Genomic DNA, 15,661 nt, shown 5'->3' with positions numbered 1-15,661 from the left:
AAAAAACACAAAGGGGGAAAAGAAAAAATGCAAAATCCATTTACAAATACAGCATTTAGCATGACGGCACTAACAAATGCGATGAATATATTGCCGATAAATTATGGACGGGTTGAAAATTTAAATTTATTTCCAAATAGGTCAGTAAGATTTAGACATATTACAATAGAAGAACATAACGGAGTTTTAAGTTTACTACCAACGCAAGTTCCAGGGGCGCCAGCAACAGTAGGAAAAAGAGGAAAAAGAAAGGTAAGAACGTTTACGATTCCACATATTCCACATGATGATGTAGTACTGCCAGAGGAAGTACAAGGAATAAGGGCATTTGGATCAGAAAGTGAACTTAAAGCGCTAGCAGACGTAATAACTGACCATTTACAGCTAATGAGAAACAAACATGCAATAACATTAGAGCATTTGCGAATGGGAGCGCTGAAAGGAATAATTTTAGATGCTGATGGGTCAGAATTACTAAATCTGTACAACGAATTTGAAATAACACCAAAAGTAGTAAATTTTGCACTAGGAACAGCGACAACCGATGTCAAGCGTAAATGTCTAGAAGTATTGCGGCATATTGAAGATAATCTAAGTGGTGAATATATGACCGGGATTCATGCTTTGGTAAGCCCTGAGTTTTTTGATGCATTAACTTCGCATAGTAAAGTGAAAGAAGCATACGAAAGATGGCAAGAAGGAGCAGCACTTCGGAATGATATGAGGTCAGGATTTACGTTTTGTGGTATAACATTTGAGGAATATAGAGGGCAAGCAACTGACCCTGAAGGAACGGTGAGAAGATTTATTGACAAAGATACAGGGCACTGTTTTCCACTAGGAACAGCGAGCACATTTACAACATATTTTGCACCAGCAGACTTTAATGAGACAGTAAATACTCTTGGACAGCCACTCTATGCAAAACAAGAACCAAGGAGGTTTGATAGAGGAACTGATTTACATACGCAGTCAAATCCTCTGCCAATGTGCCATAGACCTGGCGTATTAGTAAAAGTCGCTATAGCATAACATACTGGTAGAGTAATTACAAGTTGGTGAGGCACAGAACGACTCTACCGGTATGCGCTTTCTTAGCATGTAAAGGTTAGTATATCAAAAAGAAATATGCAAGAGAATATTAAGCGATTATTGGAGGATTGTTTTAAGCATCTAGGAGTGGAAGCCATATATTGTAATCGAAATAAGGAGGGTATTCGTAGAATAAAAGTGCTAATAAAACGTCCTGAGACTACGTACTCTCTAGGTGCAGATGGAGCATTAACTCAGCAAATTGCTTCTGTAGAAATACGTGATCAGGACGTTACTTCCTTTAGCATAGGCGATTATATCAAGATTGAAAAAAGGTTCTACAAGATTTTTGAACCACCGTTAAAAGATTCTTCGAGTGAAATATGGAAAATTGAAGCAATAGAAAGTGTTTGATATTAAAATTAGTAACAATATTAATGAAATAATCTCCAATATTGAAAGAAAAGAGCAGAAAATAAAACTGGCAGCTATAAAAGCGTTAAACAAAACGGCACTATGGTTAAAAGCGCAAGCAGCTAAGGAAATCAGTGAGGAAAAGCAGATAAAATTAAGTTTGATAAGAAAGAGATTAAGAATTTTTAAGTCGAAAACTAGCAGATTAGAAGTGTTAATTAGAGCAAATCTCTATGACATTAGAGCATCAGCAATTGGCAAAATACAAAAAACAAGAAGAGGATCGAAAGTAGGAAAGCATGAGTTTATAGGAGGATTTGCAGCAGTTATGCCAAAAGGAAATAGCGGTATTTTTAAACGTGAAGGAAGAGCAGCATTGCCAATAAAGGAAGTTAAATTGCCACTCGAACCTGAAGCATCAAAAGTAATGAGAGATCTTGTTAATTATGAGGTTGAGAAAGTGTTTACAAAATTTTTTGAACGTCAATTGAGCTATAAAGGATGAATTTGAAAGATTTACATGATAAAATTTGTACCACGCTGAAGAGAGAAATACCAGCAATACAGACGTGCGAAATTTATCCAATAATAAGGAAAGAATTGATAGCACCGGCAGTATTTGTGGAACTTAGTGGCTTTGAAAAAGGACATGATCCAGGAACAGAAGAATTAGCGTTGAGAGCAAAATTTGAAGCACGAATTGTAGTTGATGGAACAGTCGAGGATTCCTCGGTAGTTGTAAGGTCATTAGCAGCAGAAGTAGCAAGAGTAGTAAATAAAAATACTTGGAACGTAAAGAATATTTCTCCTGCTGAATTTCTCTCTGCAGAGCCTGATGGATTTAGACCCGAATTAGATGCATATTTGGTGTGGATGGTTGATTGGAGTCATCAGCTTCATTTAGGTAAATCAGTATGGGAAGAGGGGAAAATTAAGCCACATAAAATAGCAGTAGGAGAAATGCATGTTGGAAAATAATTTTGCCATTGCAGAGTTACAGAGAAAAGTAGCGAATATCATTCGTATAGGAGTTGTAAAAGAAGTAGATTATGAAAAAGCAAAAGTAAGAGTGAAAATAGGAGAATTTTTAACAGATTATTTACCGTGGATAACAAGTAAAGCAGGAAAAGATAGAAATTGGTCTTCACCAGGTATCGATGAACAAGTTGTGGTATTTTCTCCTTTTGGTGAACTATCATTAGGAGTGGTATTAGGAGGAATATATCAGAAAAAATACCCTGCACCAGAGAATAAAAAAGAAATAAATAGTATAAAATTTCAAGATGGGACGAAGTTTACATATGATAAAGGTAAGCATCATTTAGAGATTGAAGTAGTAGACAAAATAACACTGAAAGCTGGGGGATCGAGAATAGAAATGACAAAAAGTGGAATAAAATTGAAGGCAGATAAAATAAACCTTAATTAAATGAATAAATCAGTTGTGCGGTTAGGGGATTATTGTATAGAAACAACACCGCATTTTTGCATTAGCGGCAGTAATAATGTTTTTGTGAATGGTAAGCCAGTTTGCCGTAAAGGAGATAATTTTACAGAAGGAAGAGTATTAACTGAAGGATCAAAAACAGTGTTTGCGAATGGCTATGGAGTGGGAAGAGTTGGTGACATTGTTTCTTGTTCTAATACAATGAAGAGAGGTAGTAATAATGTTTTCTCAGAATGACTAAAATTGATAGAAATTGGGATAAAGTTATAGAAAATAATTTTTTAGATAAAATTTCTGATTTACCTACACTACATCCTAAAATGCGTATTTACCGTTATTCTGCAAGTGTAGTCTGTGTTTTCGGATTGGTAGAATCTGATACATTTAATGTGATATTTGGAGGTAATTTTGATGATCCTAGAATAACTGTAATAGCTAAAGAAATAATATCTCTTTATAGGAAGAAGAATTTACCATATGCATGGTGCAAGTTCAAGGTCAGAAAGATCTCACGAAATACTAAATCAACTAGGTTTATCACACACAGAAACTGAGATAGGAATGATGATAAGAGTTGACGAAATTAGTGCAGTGAGCTCGTACAATCTTGATATAGTAATGGTAGAAACAGAGCAGGAATTGGTAGATTTTAGTCATGTATTTGCATCTACAGGTGATAAAGAAGCATTAATATATTATAAGATGGTAGAACCATATATAAAAGATAGTAAGACAAAATTGTTTGTTAAATATTGCAATTATGTACCTGTTGCTACAGCAAGCGTGATATTAAATAAAGGAAATACTGCAGGAATATATGATATTATAACTCACCCAGAGTTTAGATGTAGAGGTTTTGGAACAAGTATAACAAAGTTTGCTTTAAATTATATCAAAGAGCAGGGATATAAATATTTCAAGCCTCGGAGGAAGGTTTATCAATGTATTTAAAATTAGGTTTTGTGCCACATGGTGAATTCTTAGTTTATTCAAACAAATGAAGGGAATGAGCAAAAAAACAGGAAAAGCGTTAGAAGGAATAGAGCACTTAAAGCAGTCGATAATTGATATACTGACCACTCCTATTAACAGTAGAGTAATGAGAAGAGATTATGGTTCTCGATTATTTGAATTAGTAGATAAGCCAATAAATAGAGATTTAACTTTGGAAATCTATGCAGCAACAGCAGAAGCACTGGGGAAATTTGAGAAGAGATTTAAGTTAGAAAAAGTAAAGATAACAGAAGTAAAAGAAGGGAGAGTAACATTGAATTTAGAAGGTGTCTATCTTTCAGAAGGTAAGTTCATAAATATTAATGGAGTAGTTGTTTAAAAATGCAGCAGCCAAATATTATCGAACCACTGAACTTTGAGGAAATATTTTTCAGAATGAAAGAAGAGTTAGTGAGTCGGGATGCAAGCTTTACAGGATTGGTGGAAAGTGATCCAGCGATAAAGATTCTGGAGGTAGCAGCATGGCGAGAACTTTTGCTCAGACAAAGGATTAACGAAGCAGTAAAGAGTAATTTACTGAAATTTGCAAAGGGAGAAGATCTTGATAATTTGGCTGAATTTTATGGAGTAGAGAGAGAAAAAGAAGAAGAGGATGAAAGATTTAGAAAGAGGGTAAAAGCAAAAATAGCAGGTTGGTCAACAGGAGGAAGTAAGGAATATTATAAATATCATGCACTGTCAGCAGATAGTAGAGTAAAAGATGCACTAGTAGAATCACCTATACCAGGAAAAGTACAAATTTCAATCTTATCAACACAAACTGGCATATTGTCAGAAGAGCTACTAGAAATTGTAAAAAAGCAGGTTACTAGAGATGATATAAGGGTTTTAACAGATACAGTAACAGTAGTTGGTTGCAATATTACGGAAATAGATATTCACAGCAGAATGAGCATAAGTCCTGTGATATCAAAGGAGGAAATCAAGAAGCAGTTCATCAAGAAGTTTGAAGCAAGTAGAAGGCTGAGATGGAATGTTACAAGATCATGGATAATAGCAAATTTATTTGTAGATGGTGTAGAAAACGTAGAATTAATCGAGCCAAAAGAGGATGTTGTTGTGCTAGGTAATGAGTGTGCAAATTTGCGAAATTTAAAGATTGAGTTGAATTAATGCTATTACCCCCAAATGCAACAAAACAAGAAAAAGCGCTAGTAGATGCAACAGATTATAGGGTTGATCCAAGCAGGATAAGAGGGTTTAAATTTAGATTAGAAGAAAGAATATTACCTTGGTTAATCGAAGAATATGGCCTAGAAGAAATTCTATCATGGGTGAAGGATAAGAAGAAATCGATTAAAGAAGGAGTAAAATTTCAAAGACTCCGTGGAACACCTGCCTCACTGAAAATAGCATTAAAATGGGCAAATATAGAAGATATTACAATTATTGAAGAGCCACCTGGTAAACATTTCTTTGAGTTGCAGGTAGGGATAAGAGACGTACCAAATGATTTCTTTGTTGATGCAGTAGTAGAGCTTGCAAAACTATCATTACCTGCAAGATCGAGACTAATGAGAATTTTTAACGATCACTACAACATTGGTAGGTTCATTTTAGATGAAAGTTTTTTTGGAAATTTGTTATCGGATTACTCAGGTGTAAAAATAGAAGAAGATGGACCGGTGTTATCATTTGGTCGGAAGAACTCATTTGAGCTAAAAATCTTAAATCCAAGTTTTAAGTTTAGTACTTTTCGTGTTCATTATGAGCAAGCATTTAGTAATGACATATATCGATTAGATGTAGCAATACTTGGAGAAACCGAGCCTCACACAAAGAATTATAACGGTATTTATGAAAGAAATCATGTGTGGTATAACTTCAAAGCGCTATATCCGCTACCACAGAGCTTATTACCTGAGATTAAGTTTGCGAAAGCGCAGATAGTATTATCAGATAGCTGGAACTTGGGGGAAATAAACGCATGTTTTCCAGTTGGTAGTGTGGAAGAAAAAGGAAGTAAATTTTTACTAGGAAGTAGCAAACTATCTGAACAACTGTGGAATTTAAAATACAAGCCAATTTTAGAAAGGTTTAGCGTTACTCACCACTACAAAGTAGAAGATTTTACCAACCAGAAAGTTATAAGATTTGGTGTGGCAGAACACTATGTTCATTTTGAAAACAATTTAGATTTAAAGCAAAAAGACTCAATACACGAATTAGAAAATCATATTTTAGTATTTTATCCAGGAGTACTGAAATGGCACGAACATCGACATTTGCACAGAAGTTGGAAAAATAGTCAAGCAATATGCATAATAAGTTAAATACTTATATTTAGATCCTCATATATTATATTAATAATAGGTTAAAATGTATGAAATAAAAAGAAAAGGACTTGCTTTCTCATGCCAAAAAGGACATGACTTGAATAGCAGCAGGTAAATATAAGAAATTTATCTAACGCTAGAAAAGCTAGTTTTGTGAGGTATGAAATGAGTTTTAGCAAGAGTAAGTTTTTTAAAGAAGTATCAAGTAAAGATATTAATAAAAGAAATGAAGAAGGAGAGACGATATTGCATCAAGCAGTAGAAATCTCCGATTACAAAACAGTGAGGTTCTTAATAAAGAAAGGAGCAGAGGTAAATGCAAGAGATAAAAATGGTTATACGCCACTACACTGTGCAGTATTTGCAAAAAGCTTAGAAAATGTAAAAGTGCTGCTAAGGTCGGGAGCAGAAGTAAATGCCACTCAATATGTCACTGGATGTACGCCACTCCACTCTGCGTGCAAGATGGGGGGAGCAGGAGTTGAAATAATAAAAGAGCTAGTAAAAGCAGGAGCTGAGGTTAATCAACTGAATAAATATGGCGCAACACCAATGTATTACATCTGGGAAAGTGAAAAGCATTGTCTATGTGATAGCAAAGAGAGTGAAAAGGCGAGCAAATTTCTGAGAGAAAAAGGTGGAGTAACAAAAAGTAGAGAACTGACCTGCTATGGAATAGAGAGGCTAGTGGGAGAAATAGTAGACATGTTGAATGGGAGTTATTTACCAGAGTTAAAAATAATAGAGATAGAAGAAATAAGGAAGAGAGACAAATCGCTAATAAAGAAAGAATGTCAAAATTTAGCAAGCAAGATAATCAGTCAAGTGAATGAAATGATAGATGAGGTAGAAAATGTAGTAGGAAGAAAGGCTTAAAAAGGGGACTTGATTTTAAAGAAAAGGTGAGGTGGATTATGTTAAAGCTTGGCAAATTTAATAAATCAGCAAAAGAATTATCAGAGAACTCATATAAAAATATTTATGCAAGAGACGAGAATGGAAGAACAGCTCTGCATTATGCAATAGACGCAAAAACAGTGAGTTTATTAGTTGAAAAAGGAGTGAATGTAAATGCAGCAGACGTAGGAGGATATACAGCACTGCACCTAGCAGTAACGGAGAAACGTCTAGAAATCGTGAGAGAATTGATAAAATCAGGAGCAGAAGTAAATGCTGAGGAATATGGAAATAAATGCATACCTCTACACCTTGCGTGCATGGTAGGAGAAAAAGAAATAGTGGAGGAGCTAGTGAAAGCTGGAGGAGAAATAGAACAAGCAGATAAATTTGGAATGACAGCAATGGATTATAGTAAAGAAGTAACCGAGGTATTAAAGAAAGAAACAGACAGAATTGAAAAGCTATTTATGAAGGGCTAAAAATATGGAGGAAGAAATAGAAAAGAAAATAATGAATTTAGAGAAAAAACCTTTGGGTGAACTGAGAAAAATATGGAAGAAGGTATATGGGGAAGAGGCGCCTAGATACTCAAAGAAATATCTGATACCGAGATTAGCTTATAGAATGCAGGAAAAAGCATATGGAGAAATGTCAAGAAAAGGAGCAAAAAGACTAGAGTATCTGGCAGATCGGCTAGAGAAGGGAAAAAGAATAAGTAGTGACAAACTTCCAGTAGCAGGAACAGAGCTAATATTAGAGAGAGGGGAAGAAACGCATGCGGTAATGGTAACAGACAAGGGTTTAATCTACAGAGAAGAATTTTTTACGTCATTGTCAGCAGTAGCCGGAAAAATAATGGGAATGAGCTATAATGGACCTTTATTATTCGGGATGCGTGATAAAAATGGGAGCTGAAGAGGAGAAAATGCTAAAAGAGGTAAGGTGCGCGATATATACAAGAAAATCAAATGAGGATGGGCTAGAACAAAAGTTTAACAGTCTTGATGCGCAGCGAGTAGCATGTGAAAAGTACATAAAGAGCAGAGAAGGCTGGGTAGCATTGGCAAAAAGGTACGATGATGGAGGTTTCTCAGGAAAGAATTTAGAAAGACCAGCGATAAAGGGATTATTTGAAGATGTAAAAACAGGAGAAGTAGATTGTGTGGTAGTATATACGCTAGACAGGTTATCAAGGGAAACAAAAGACAGCATTGAAGTAACATCATTTTTTAGAAGGCACCGAGTAAATTTTGTAGCAGTAACGCAAATATTTGACAATAATACGCCAATGGGAAAGTTTGTACAAACAGTGTTATCAGGAGCAGCACAACTAGAAAGAGAAATGATAGTAGAGAGAGTAAAAAATAAAATAGCAACATCAAAAGAACAAGGACTATGGATGGGTGGAACTTTGCCGCTGGGATATGATGTAAAAGATAAAGAATTAATAATAAATGAAAAAGAAGCGAAAATAGTAGGGCACATATTTGAAAGATATTTGGAGCTAAAATCAATGGCAGAATTGGCAAGGGAGTTAAATAGAGAAGGTTACAGAACAAAATCAGATATCTTTAAAAAAGCGACGGTGAGAAGAATAATAACAAACCCAATATATATGGGAAAAATACGGCATTATGAGAAAGAGTATGAAGGAAAACATGAAGCAATAATAGAAGAGGAAAAGTGGAAAAAAGCACAAGAATTAATAAAGAATCAGCCATATAGAAAAGCAAAATATAAGGAAGCGTTGCTTAGGGGAATAATTAAGTGCAAGAGCTGCGGTGTAAATATGACACTGACATATGCAAAAAAGGAGAATAAGAGATATCGATATTACGTATGCAACGATCATTTAAGGGGAAAAGGTTGTGAATCAGTAAATCGAACAATAGTTGCTGGAGAAGTGGAAAAAGAAGTAATGAGGAAGACAGAGAAGCTATATGAAAAATGGGAAGAAAAAGCGGAAGAGTGGAAAAATTTAAGTTTTGGAAAGCAGAAAGAAGTAGTAAAAAAGTTAATAAAGGGAGTAATGGTAAAAGAAGATGGAATAGAGGTGAGCTCAGAGGATAAGGTGGAATTTATACCAATAAAAAAGAAAGGAAACAAATGCACAGTAGTAGAGCCAGAGGGGAAAACAAACAATGCATTACTGAAAGCAGTGGTGAGGGCTCACCTATGGAAACGTCAGCTAGAGGAAGGAAAATACGCAAATATAAAAGAGCTGAGTGCTAAAGTTAATATAGGTACAAGACGTATACAACAAATTTTAAGATTAAATTATTTAGCACCAAAAATTAAAGAAGATATAGTAAATGGGAGGCAGCCAAGGGGTTTGAGGTTAGTGGATTTAAGAGAAATACCGATGCTGTGGAGCGAGCAAATAGAAAAATTTTATGGATTAGCGATGTAACGTTTATAAAAGTAACAAGAAGAGATGACAATGAAAAAAGAAAATATTTCAGTTTATTACTGAAAAATAAGAAACACTACAAAAGAGCTGCTATAGAGATTTTTATTAAAATTTAGCTCAAAATTAATTAAAAGTTTATGCAAAAAAAATTGTTGATTTGTGGTTTAATGATAGTTAAGGTATGCTTATTGTATAGCTAGAGAGGTAGTATGCCTAATTTTTTTGACAAGCAATTTAATGAACGGGTAAAAGAAGCGATAGATAGAAATGATCCTAAGTTACTGCAGATATTATTGAGCACTAAATATTGTCAATTATGGGAAGATTGGCTTACTCACTCCATACTTTCTTATAAAATTATTGGGATAACTCAAACTTTAAAATATCAATTGCCTATTAATATAATTGCTGCACAAAAGCAAGTTTTAGACAAAAACTTCGGCCGTCTTATACATGGCAGGTTACCGACCAGAAGTAACATTGCACAGCCTGATGAACTTTTAGATGTAAGAGCAAGTAATTATGATGTAGAAAAAGTAAATAAAGAATTAGAAAATGTGGAGCGGGAAATACTAGAAAGATATAAGGGTTTTAAGCATGAAACTGTAGAAAATAAATATCAAGTATTCAACGTGCAAGACATGTTTGATCCAGCAGGAAGATTTGTTTACTCTTATGATGGCGATGATTATACAGAAGGAAATAAGTGTTTAAAGGAAATTACTGAAGCGTTTAAGAGTAACCTTGCTTTGCAGCCAGTATTAAAGTTAGATGTATCCGACCATTATAATAAAGTATATGGTGATATGTATACAAAGATTACTCAAGAATATCAGTTGAGAATTAGAAATGGTCAGGCAATTCGTCTTTTATATGAAGGTAATGAATCACTAGTAAAAAAGCTTGATGGTTTAAGGGATGGTGATAATAAATTAAGGTCGATATTAACCAGTATTAGTAAAGAAGTAGTGAATGGAATACGTAATGGTGAATTTATTGAAGAAGTTTATGATAAATTAATCGATAACGTACTTAATGCTGCAATTGAAGAAGGATGTCATCCTTTATATCAAGAATTCAACAACATAGAGGGAGATAAGGAGCAAAAGGTTGGAATAATAAAAGAAAGAATAAAGGAAGAGGTCAAGAAAAACAATCGGCATGAACTTTTGAAAGAGTATATGGAATATGCTGCTGATAAAGATCAACCTAGTATGCATATCATAAGCGTGTTGATAGTCAATGGTGCGTCTTTATTAGCAAGTTGTATTATAGATCCTAGAACAAATCAATCAATTACAATAAAGGAGAGGTTGCAAAGATTGGGGGGAGAATATAAAGCTCTAATAGATAAATCGATTTTTACGGTAATGAGAAAGGTTCATAAATTGCTATTTGATTTTTCGATTATAGGAAAGGAAGAAGTAGATTTACTTAAGCTAGTATCAGAAACTCCTTCTGAAGAAGGTTCTTTTGTGAAAAGTGGGGAAAAGGTACCATTACTAAATGAGATAGGTGGTCAGGGTGAAAGAGAGTTCATGAGTCTATTGAAAAGTTGCGTAGAAAATATTAATACTCGTAATACCTCATTTTTTGGTTCAATTGTAGAATTCTTTGTAGGTAAAGCTGAGCCATCTGAAAAAGATCGTGAAGAGGCATATGCTAAACTTTATGAGTGTATTGAGGTTGGTTACTTAGCAATAAGAACAGGATGTGATAGAGTAATAGTGGATTATATAAATGAGATAGAAGAGGAAGTAAGAAAATCTAACAATCCATACCTTAAGAGATTATACAAGAACTTTCTTACGATTTTATATGATTATAATGATCTGCCCAAATCAATGTATGTTGCTCAGTTTTGTAGATATGTTTCTCGTACAATAACCTGGAGTCCAGCATGGGAGAAAATATTAACAGGACCTGATTATCGTACAGATGTAGGTGAATGGTCAAAAAACAAGTTTGAAGAGGTAGAAAAAGCAGAGAGACGTGAAGAGAGTGTAAGACTGGCAGAGTCAGAAGCTAGCAACAGAGCGTCAGAACAAAGTAGAGAACAAGCGGTTCAGAGGGCAGAACAAGCGGCTCGAAGGGTAAGACAGTTGGAACAAGAATTGGAACAAAAGAACTTAGAGAAAAAAGCAGTTAAGGTTTGCACTAGAAAATTAGCAGGACTTGATGAAGAACTACAAGGTGCAATAGGTGAGGAAGGTGAAGACAAAATTATAAAAGCAGCTATAAGTTGTACAAGAGGATCTCCAGACCAGGTAATAGATACAATAATAGAGGAAATAAAAATCAATAGAGAGCAAATAATAAAAGAAGGAAGAGTAAGTGCTGAGATAATTGAGGTAGGAGTAAGAGGTTTCTCAAATCAAGGTACTTCGCTTAGTGATGTAAATGTAAGCCAAGGTGCAAGTGCAGGAATTGGAAGAAATTAATGGAACCAATTTTTCCTGAATATACATTTGGTAGTGTTAGTTTATCTGTGTGGCAAAACAATATAATTAGGCGATTTTCTGAGCATAGGAAATATCGGGTACTTTTATGGGAGTTTGGTCCTAGTTTATTTGAGTATCTGTGCAAACAAAAGGGTTTTGATTCTAAGGTGCTACTACAAAAGAATAAAAATGGTGAGGTATCAGAAAATGAATACCTGATGTTACTTGAAGCATTTGGTGAAATGAGAGTTTATTGGTGGTGGCCATGGAGCAAAAAAATCAAAGATGTTGAGCTAACTAAAGAACAGTGTGAAAGAGCGATAAATTACGATAGCTACTCTTTTTTGCAGAGATTAGTGCTTAGTGTATTTACAAATGTGATAGTACATCAATGGCATATTGTTCAATATGGATATATTTATAATTATCAACAGCTAACAAAGGAGGGATACATGCTAGATGCTGGAAAAGATATGGGAAAAAAAATGTTAGGAGCAGGAGCTACGGCATTAGGTGCAGGAGTAACAATATGTGTAGCAGGAATTATAGCTGCAGGTTCTTCTTATCTTGCTGGTAGACATACTGCAGAAGTAGGAACGCTAGCAATAGCAGATAAGTTTAGTAGTCTGATTAGGGCAGTTATTTTAAGTAATAACATTGATAATGATTCTAATACCACTTTAAACGAAGCACTGGAGTCATTTGAATTAAAATGGTTACTGATGAATCTTGATATAAGCCTGAAAGATGTAGAAGCGGGTAAAAAGAGCAAAGAAGAACATAATAGATATGCTAAGGATAGAATTAATGATGTTAAGAGACTATCGTTAAAGTATCATCCAGATGTGCAAGCAGGTATACAAAATGCAAATAGTATGCAACAGAGAATTAATGCAATACTGAAAGCACTAAATAATGTACATGATTATGTAATGAAAGAAAAGCAAGGGTATGGTTACATATATAGATTATTTGGAGAAATTTCAGTCAATCTAATTAATAGCGGTCAAGATTTATTTAAGATAATCAATATAGCTGCATGTAATAAGTTGCATTATATAGCGTATTGGGAAGAAGGAAGGTTAATGGAATCAAGGAATCAATATTTGGAAGAAGTAAGAGAACACTATATAAAGCCATTAAAAAATAACTTAGGTTTTGTGAAAAAGATACTTGATGAGGAAATGTCTATAAGAGAAGCAAGAAACATTCTTGACTCAACAAAAGAGATAAGAAAGAAATTTGAACAACGTAATGAAGAGTATCAAAAATTCTATGAAGAGATTTGGATAGAAAATCTAAAATCGTTAAGTAAGGAATGTAAAAATTGTAAAGAGTTGGAGATAATAAAATTGGAAGTGGGTAAGTTATTAAAAGAAGGTGAAACACAATATAAAATATTAAAGAGTCACAAAAAAGATAAAGTACAACCTGATGAAGTATTTGTAGAGCCAATATTGGAGTATTCTGATTTGATAAATTCATACTACAAATTGATAATAAAATTGTGTGAGAATATAGAAAATTGTTTCCGTTGGGATAATAGTGATTTTTTTGAGCAACAGAAATTTGTGTTAGGAGCAGATGAAACTGAATTTACTGAAATAAGTAAGGAGTATATAAAAAAGCTCTCGTGTCAGGAATTATTCAAATTTGCAAACCTTATGGTAAATTATTATTATAATAAGGAAAATGGCAAAGGGTTACAAGAGGTGGTAGGTCAGTATTACAACGGTGGCAATCCAAAAAGGAGAGAAATAGGAAGTATATCAGTTTTTGCGCTAAATCAGTTAACAGAGTTGCTTGAAAAAAAGTTTGAGAAAAAAGAAACCTTTTTTGAAAAAGAAAAGAAAAGAACAAAAAAAGCAATAGAAGAATCAAATGATATAAGGAGGCGCATAGAAGAAATAGAAGTTAGAACTAGAGCATCAGAACAAAGTAGAGAACAAGCGGTTCAGAGGGCAGAACAAGCGGCTCGAAGGGTAAGACAGTTGGAACAAGAATTGGAACAAAAGAACTTAGAGAAAAAAGCAGTTAAGGTTTGCGCTAGAAAATTAGCAGGACTTGATGAAGAACTACAAGGTGCAATAGGTGAGGAAGGTGAAGACAAAATTATAAAAGCAGCTATAAGTTGTACAAGAGGATCTCCAGACCAGGTAATAGATACAATAATAGAGGAAATAAAAATCAATAGAGAGCAAATAATAAAAGAAGGAAGAGTAAGTGCTGAGATAATTGAGGTAGGAGTAAGAGGTTTCTCAAATCAAGGTACTTCGCTTAGTGATGTAAATGTAAGCCAAGGTGCAAGTGCAGGAATTGGGAAAGGCAGTGGGGCTGGTGTATAAGTTTTTTGAGTAGTTTTTTCAAGTATGCAAGGGGGAGCACTAGGTAGGAGATACAAGCTTTTTTATTGGTTGAAGGGAGTGTTAAATAAACTGTGTCAAACCGAGAAGTAAAGTAATAAATTGATATAAAAAATGGAGGTTTGACATGAGTCAAAAAATAGCAAATAGAACTACCGGTTTGGTAGACTATAAAGAATTAGAAACAAATATCTTATCATCTATACGAGAAGGAAGACCATTGACAGGAAGAGATGGTGCATTAACACCATTTATAAAAAAACTGCTAGAGGTGAGCCTGGAAGGTGAGATAGAAAACCATTTGTCAACTGAAAGCGAAGAAAACAACCGAAGAAATGGTAGAAATTCAAAGACTTTGAATACAAGTTCAGGATCATTTGAACTCTTCACGCCAAGAGATAGAAATGGGAGTTTTGAACCTCAGGCGGTTAAGAAAAGGCAAACTAATCTACATCCTGAGCTTGAAAAAAAGATCCTGAGTATGTTTGCAAGTGGCATGGGCTACAAAGATATAGCATCGCATGTTGAAGAAATTTATGACCACAAAATATCAGCGGCAGAGATATCAAGCATTACCGACAAATTACTGCCAGTGATAAATGAATGGCGCAGTCGACCGCTGCAGTCTGTATATCCGATAGTTTTCATGGACGGCATGTTCTTCAAAGTCAAAGAAGACGGACGGTGTGTAAGCAAATGCATGTATAACATATTAGCAAGAAGGCAAAAAGGAGGTTTTGGGCTTCTATTTGGCTGAAAGTGAGGGAGCTAACTTTTGGCTCGGTGTGTTAAATGACCTCAAAGAAAGGGGTGTAGAGGATATTCTAATTGCTTGTGTAGATGGGCTGAAAAGCTTTCCTACGGCTATAAATAGCGTGTTCCCTAATGCAGAGGTGCAGCTATGTATAGTGCATCAGATAAGGAACTCGCTGAAATATGTGTCTAGCAAAGATGTGAAAAGTTTTATGAGCGATTTGAAGAAAATATATCAGGCTTCAAACAAGGAAATTGCTGAAAATTATTTGCTGGAGCTGGATGAAAAATGGGGCACGAAATATTCAATGGTTATAAAGTCTTGGCAGAATAATTGGGAAAATTTGTCTGGCTATTTTAAGTATTCTGACCCAGTGAAAAGGCTGGTTTACACTACAAATCCAATTGAGGGCCTGCATAGACAAATCAGAAAATTTACCAAAACCAAGGCCAGCATAAGTGCCTTGTACAAACAGGTATATTGTGCTATAAAAAAGGTGGAAGAGAAATGGACAATGTCTGTACAAAATTGGGCATTAACCGTGTCTCAACTTGATATTTTCTTTCCGAACAGATTGAAAATTGAGTTGAATTAAAAATGCGGTTTGACA

17 protein-coding genes and 1 pseudogene are annotated in these 15,661 nt (G+C 34.6%); all 18 read left to right on the top strand.

Going from position 1 to position 15,661, the window contains the following annotated elements; genetic code table 11:
• The first annotated feature begins 27 nt into the window (after nucleotides 1–27).
• Nucleotides 28–1,032 (top strand): major capsid protein, encoded by a 1,005-nt coding sequence (locus OPR42_RS00230; RefSeq protein WP_265041433.1) that lies wholly within the window; start codon nucleotides 28–30, stop codon nucleotides 1,030–1,032.
• A gap of 96 nt (nucleotides 1,033–1,128) precedes the next feature.
• Complete coding sequence (locus OPR42_RS00225) at nucleotides 1,129–1,446, top strand: head-tail joining protein (protein ID WP_114517895.1); 318 nt, start codon at nucleotides 1,129–1,131, stop codon at nucleotides 1,444–1,446.
• Entirely contained in the window at nucleotides 1,439–1,951 is a 513-nt protein-coding gene (locus OPR42_RS00220) for a phage tail protein (RefSeq protein ID WP_406848672.1), read from the top strand. The genes OPR42_RS00225 and OPR42_RS00220 overlap by 8 nt, the downstream gene beginning before the upstream one ends.
• A complete protein-coding gene (locus OPR42_RS00215; RefSeq protein WP_265041432.1) occupies nucleotides 1,948–2,424 on the top strand; it encodes a hypothetical protein in 477 nt (158 codons plus the stop codon). The genes OPR42_RS00220 and OPR42_RS00215 overlap by 4 nt, the downstream gene beginning before the upstream one ends.
• Entirely contained in the window at nucleotides 2,411–2,875 is a 465-nt protein-coding gene (locus tag OPR42_RS00210) for a phage baseplate assembly protein V (RefSeq protein WP_265024145.1), read from the top strand. Before OPR42_RS00215 ends, OPR42_RS00210 begins: the two co-directional genes overlap by 14 nt.
• Nucleotides 2,876–3,130, top strand: coding sequence for a PAAR domain-containing protein (locus tag OPR42_RS00205; protein WP_265041431.1), 255 nt, complete (start codon nucleotides 2,876–2,878; stop codon nucleotides 3,128–3,130).
• Nucleotides 3,127–3,447 (top strand): hypothetical protein, encoded by a 321-nt coding sequence (locus OPR42_RS00200; protein ID WP_265041430.1) that lies wholly within the window; start codon nucleotides 3,127–3,129, stop codon nucleotides 3,445–3,447. The genes OPR42_RS00205 and OPR42_RS00200 overlap by 4 nt, the downstream gene beginning before the upstream one ends.
• Before the next feature lie 7 nt (nucleotides 3,448–3,454).
• Nucleotides 3,455–3,844 carry a GNAT family N-acetyltransferase gene (locus OPR42_RS00195; RefSeq protein WP_265041429.1) on the top strand — a complete coding sequence of 130 codons (390 nt, stop codon included), beginning with the start codon at nucleotides 3,455–3,457 and terminating at the stop codon, nucleotides 3,842–3,844.
• Between the two features lie 46 nt (nucleotides 3,845–3,890).
• Complete coding sequence (locus tag OPR42_RS00190; RefSeq protein ID WP_265041428.1) at nucleotides 3,891–4,226, top strand: GPW/gp25 family protein; 336 nt, start codon at nucleotides 3,891–3,893, stop codon at nucleotides 4,224–4,226.
• A gap of 2 nt (nucleotides 4,227–4,228) precedes the next feature.
• Complete coding sequence (locus OPR42_RS00185; RefSeq protein WP_265041427.1) at nucleotides 4,229–5,020, top strand: baseplate assembly protein; 792 nt, start codon at nucleotides 4,229–4,231, stop codon at nucleotides 5,018–5,020.
• The gene (locus OPR42_RS00180) at nucleotides 5,020–6,180 is read left to right on the top strand and encodes a phage tail protein (RefSeq protein WP_265030380.1); all 1,161 of its coding nucleotides are present in this window, start codon (nucleotides 5,020–5,022) and stop codon (nucleotides 6,178–6,180) included. The genes OPR42_RS00185 and OPR42_RS00180 overlap by 1 nt, the downstream gene beginning before the upstream one ends.
• A 168-nt stretch (nucleotides 6,181–6,348) precedes the next feature.
• On the top strand, nucleotides 6,349–7,059 hold the full coding sequence (locus tag OPR42_RS00175) for an ankyrin repeat domain-containing protein (protein WP_265041426.1): 711 nt from the start codon (nucleotides 6,349–6,351) through the stop codon (nucleotides 7,057–7,059).
• A gap of 38 nt (nucleotides 7,060–7,097) precedes the next feature.
• Nucleotides 7,098–7,562 carry an ankyrin repeat domain-containing protein gene (locus OPR42_RS00170; RefSeq protein ID WP_265041425.1) on the top strand — a complete coding sequence of 155 codons (465 nt, stop codon included), beginning with the start codon at nucleotides 7,098–7,100 and terminating at the stop codon, nucleotides 7,560–7,562.
• A 4-nt stretch (nucleotides 7,563–7,566) separates the two neighbouring features.
• A complete protein-coding gene (locus tag OPR42_RS00165) occupies nucleotides 7,567–7,998 on the top strand; it encodes a DUF2924 domain-containing protein (RefSeq protein ID WP_265041424.1) in 432 nt (143 codons plus the stop codon).
• A 10-nt stretch (nucleotides 7,999–8,008) separates the two neighbouring features.
• A complete protein-coding gene (locus OPR42_RS00160; RefSeq protein WP_265042340.1) occupies nucleotides 8,009–9,493 on the top strand; it encodes a recombinase family protein in 1,485 nt (494 codons plus the stop codon).
• A 209-nt stretch (nucleotides 9,494–9,702) separates the two neighbouring features.
• Nucleotides 9,703–11,934, top strand: coding sequence for a hypothetical protein (locus OPR42_RS00155; RefSeq protein WP_265041423.1), 2,232 nt, complete (start codon nucleotides 9,703–9,705; stop codon nucleotides 11,932–11,934).
• On the top strand, nucleotides 11,934–14,279 hold the full coding sequence (locus tag OPR42_RS00150) for a hypothetical protein (RefSeq protein ID WP_265041422.1): 2,346 nt from the start codon (nucleotides 11,934–11,936) through the stop codon (nucleotides 14,277–14,279). Before OPR42_RS00155 ends, OPR42_RS00150 begins: the two co-directional genes overlap by 1 nt.
• Nucleotides 14,280–14,424: 145 nt before the next feature.
• Nucleotides 14,425–15,646, top strand: a pseudogene (locus OPR42_RS00145) (IS256 family transposase).
• Nucleotides 15,647–15,661: the final 15 nt, after the last annotated feature.

Source organism: Wolbachia endosymbiont (group B) of Melanostoma mellinum (genome assembly GCF_947251465.1).
Lineage (GTDB): Bacteria > Pseudomonadota > Alphaproteobacteria > Rickettsiales > Anaplasmataceae > Wolbachia.
The sequence above is the reverse complement of the archived record's forward strand: the minus strand, read 5'-3'. Positions and strand labels throughout refer to the sequence as shown.

What these genes read in the sequence shown, in the direction of transcription:
- OPR42_RS00165 (WP_265041424.1), top strand. Translation starts at nt 7,567, where the DNA reads ATGGAGGAAGAAATAGAAAAGAAAATAATGAATTTAGAGAAAAAACCT.
- OPR42_RS00230 (WP_265041433.1), top strand. Translation starts at nt 28, where the DNA reads ATGCAAAATCCATTTACAAATACAGCATTTAGCATGACGGCACTAACA.
- OPR42_RS00225 (WP_114517895.1), top strand. Translation starts at nt 1,129, where the DNA reads ATGCAAGAGAATATTAAGCGATTATTGGAGGATTGTTTTAAGCATCTA.
- OPR42_RS00190 (WP_265041428.1), top strand. Translation starts at nt 3,891, where the DNA reads ATGAAGGGAATGAGCAAAAAAACAGGAAAAGCGTTAGAAGGAATAGAG.
- OPR42_RS00215 (WP_265041432.1), top strand. Translation starts at nt 1,948, where the DNA reads ATGAATTTGAAAGATTTACATGATAAAATTTGTACCACGCTGAAGAGA.
- OPR42_RS00175 (WP_265041426.1), top strand. Translation starts at nt 6,349, where the DNA reads ATGAGTTTTAGCAAGAGTAAGTTTTTTAAAGAAGTATCAAGTAAAGAT.
- OPR42_RS00205 (WP_265041431.1), top strand. Translation starts at nt 2,876, where the DNA reads ATGAATAAATCAGTTGTGCGGTTAGGGGATTATTGTATAGAAACAACA.
- OPR42_RS00210 (WP_265024145.1), top strand. Translation starts at nt 2,411, where the DNA reads ATGTTGGAAAATAATTTTGCCATTGCAGAGTTACAGAGAAAAGTAGCG.
- OPR42_RS00155 (WP_265041423.1), top strand. Translation starts at nt 9,703, where the DNA reads ATGCCTAATTTTTTTGACAAGCAATTTAATGAACGGGTAAAAGAAGCG.
- OPR42_RS00195 (WP_265041429.1), top strand. Translation starts at nt 3,455, where the DNA reads ATGATGATAAGAGTTGACGAAATTAGTGCAGTGAGCTCGTACAATCTT.
- OPR42_RS00180 (WP_265030380.1), top strand. Translation starts at nt 5,020, where the DNA reads ATGCTATTACCCCCAAATGCAACAAAACAAGAAAAAGCGCTAGTAGAT.
- OPR42_RS00170 (WP_265041425.1), top strand. Translation starts at nt 7,098, where the DNA reads ATGTTAAAGCTTGGCAAATTTAATAAATCAGCAAAAGAATTATCAGAG.
- OPR42_RS00160 (WP_265042340.1), top strand. Translation starts at nt 8,009, where the DNA reads ATGCTAAAAGAGGTAAGGTGCGCGATATATACAAGAAAATCAAATGAG.
- OPR42_RS00200 (WP_265041430.1), top strand. Translation starts at nt 3,127, where the DNA reads ATGACTAAAATTGATAGAAATTGGGATAAAGTTATAGAAAATAATTTT.
- OPR42_RS00185 (WP_265041427.1), top strand. Translation starts at nt 4,229, where the DNA reads ATGCAGCAGCCAAATATTATCGAACCACTGAACTTTGAGGAAATATTT.
- OPR42_RS00150 (WP_265041422.1), top strand. Translation starts at nt 11,934, where the DNA reads ATGGAACCAATTTTTCCTGAATATACATTTGGTAGTGTTAGTTTATCT.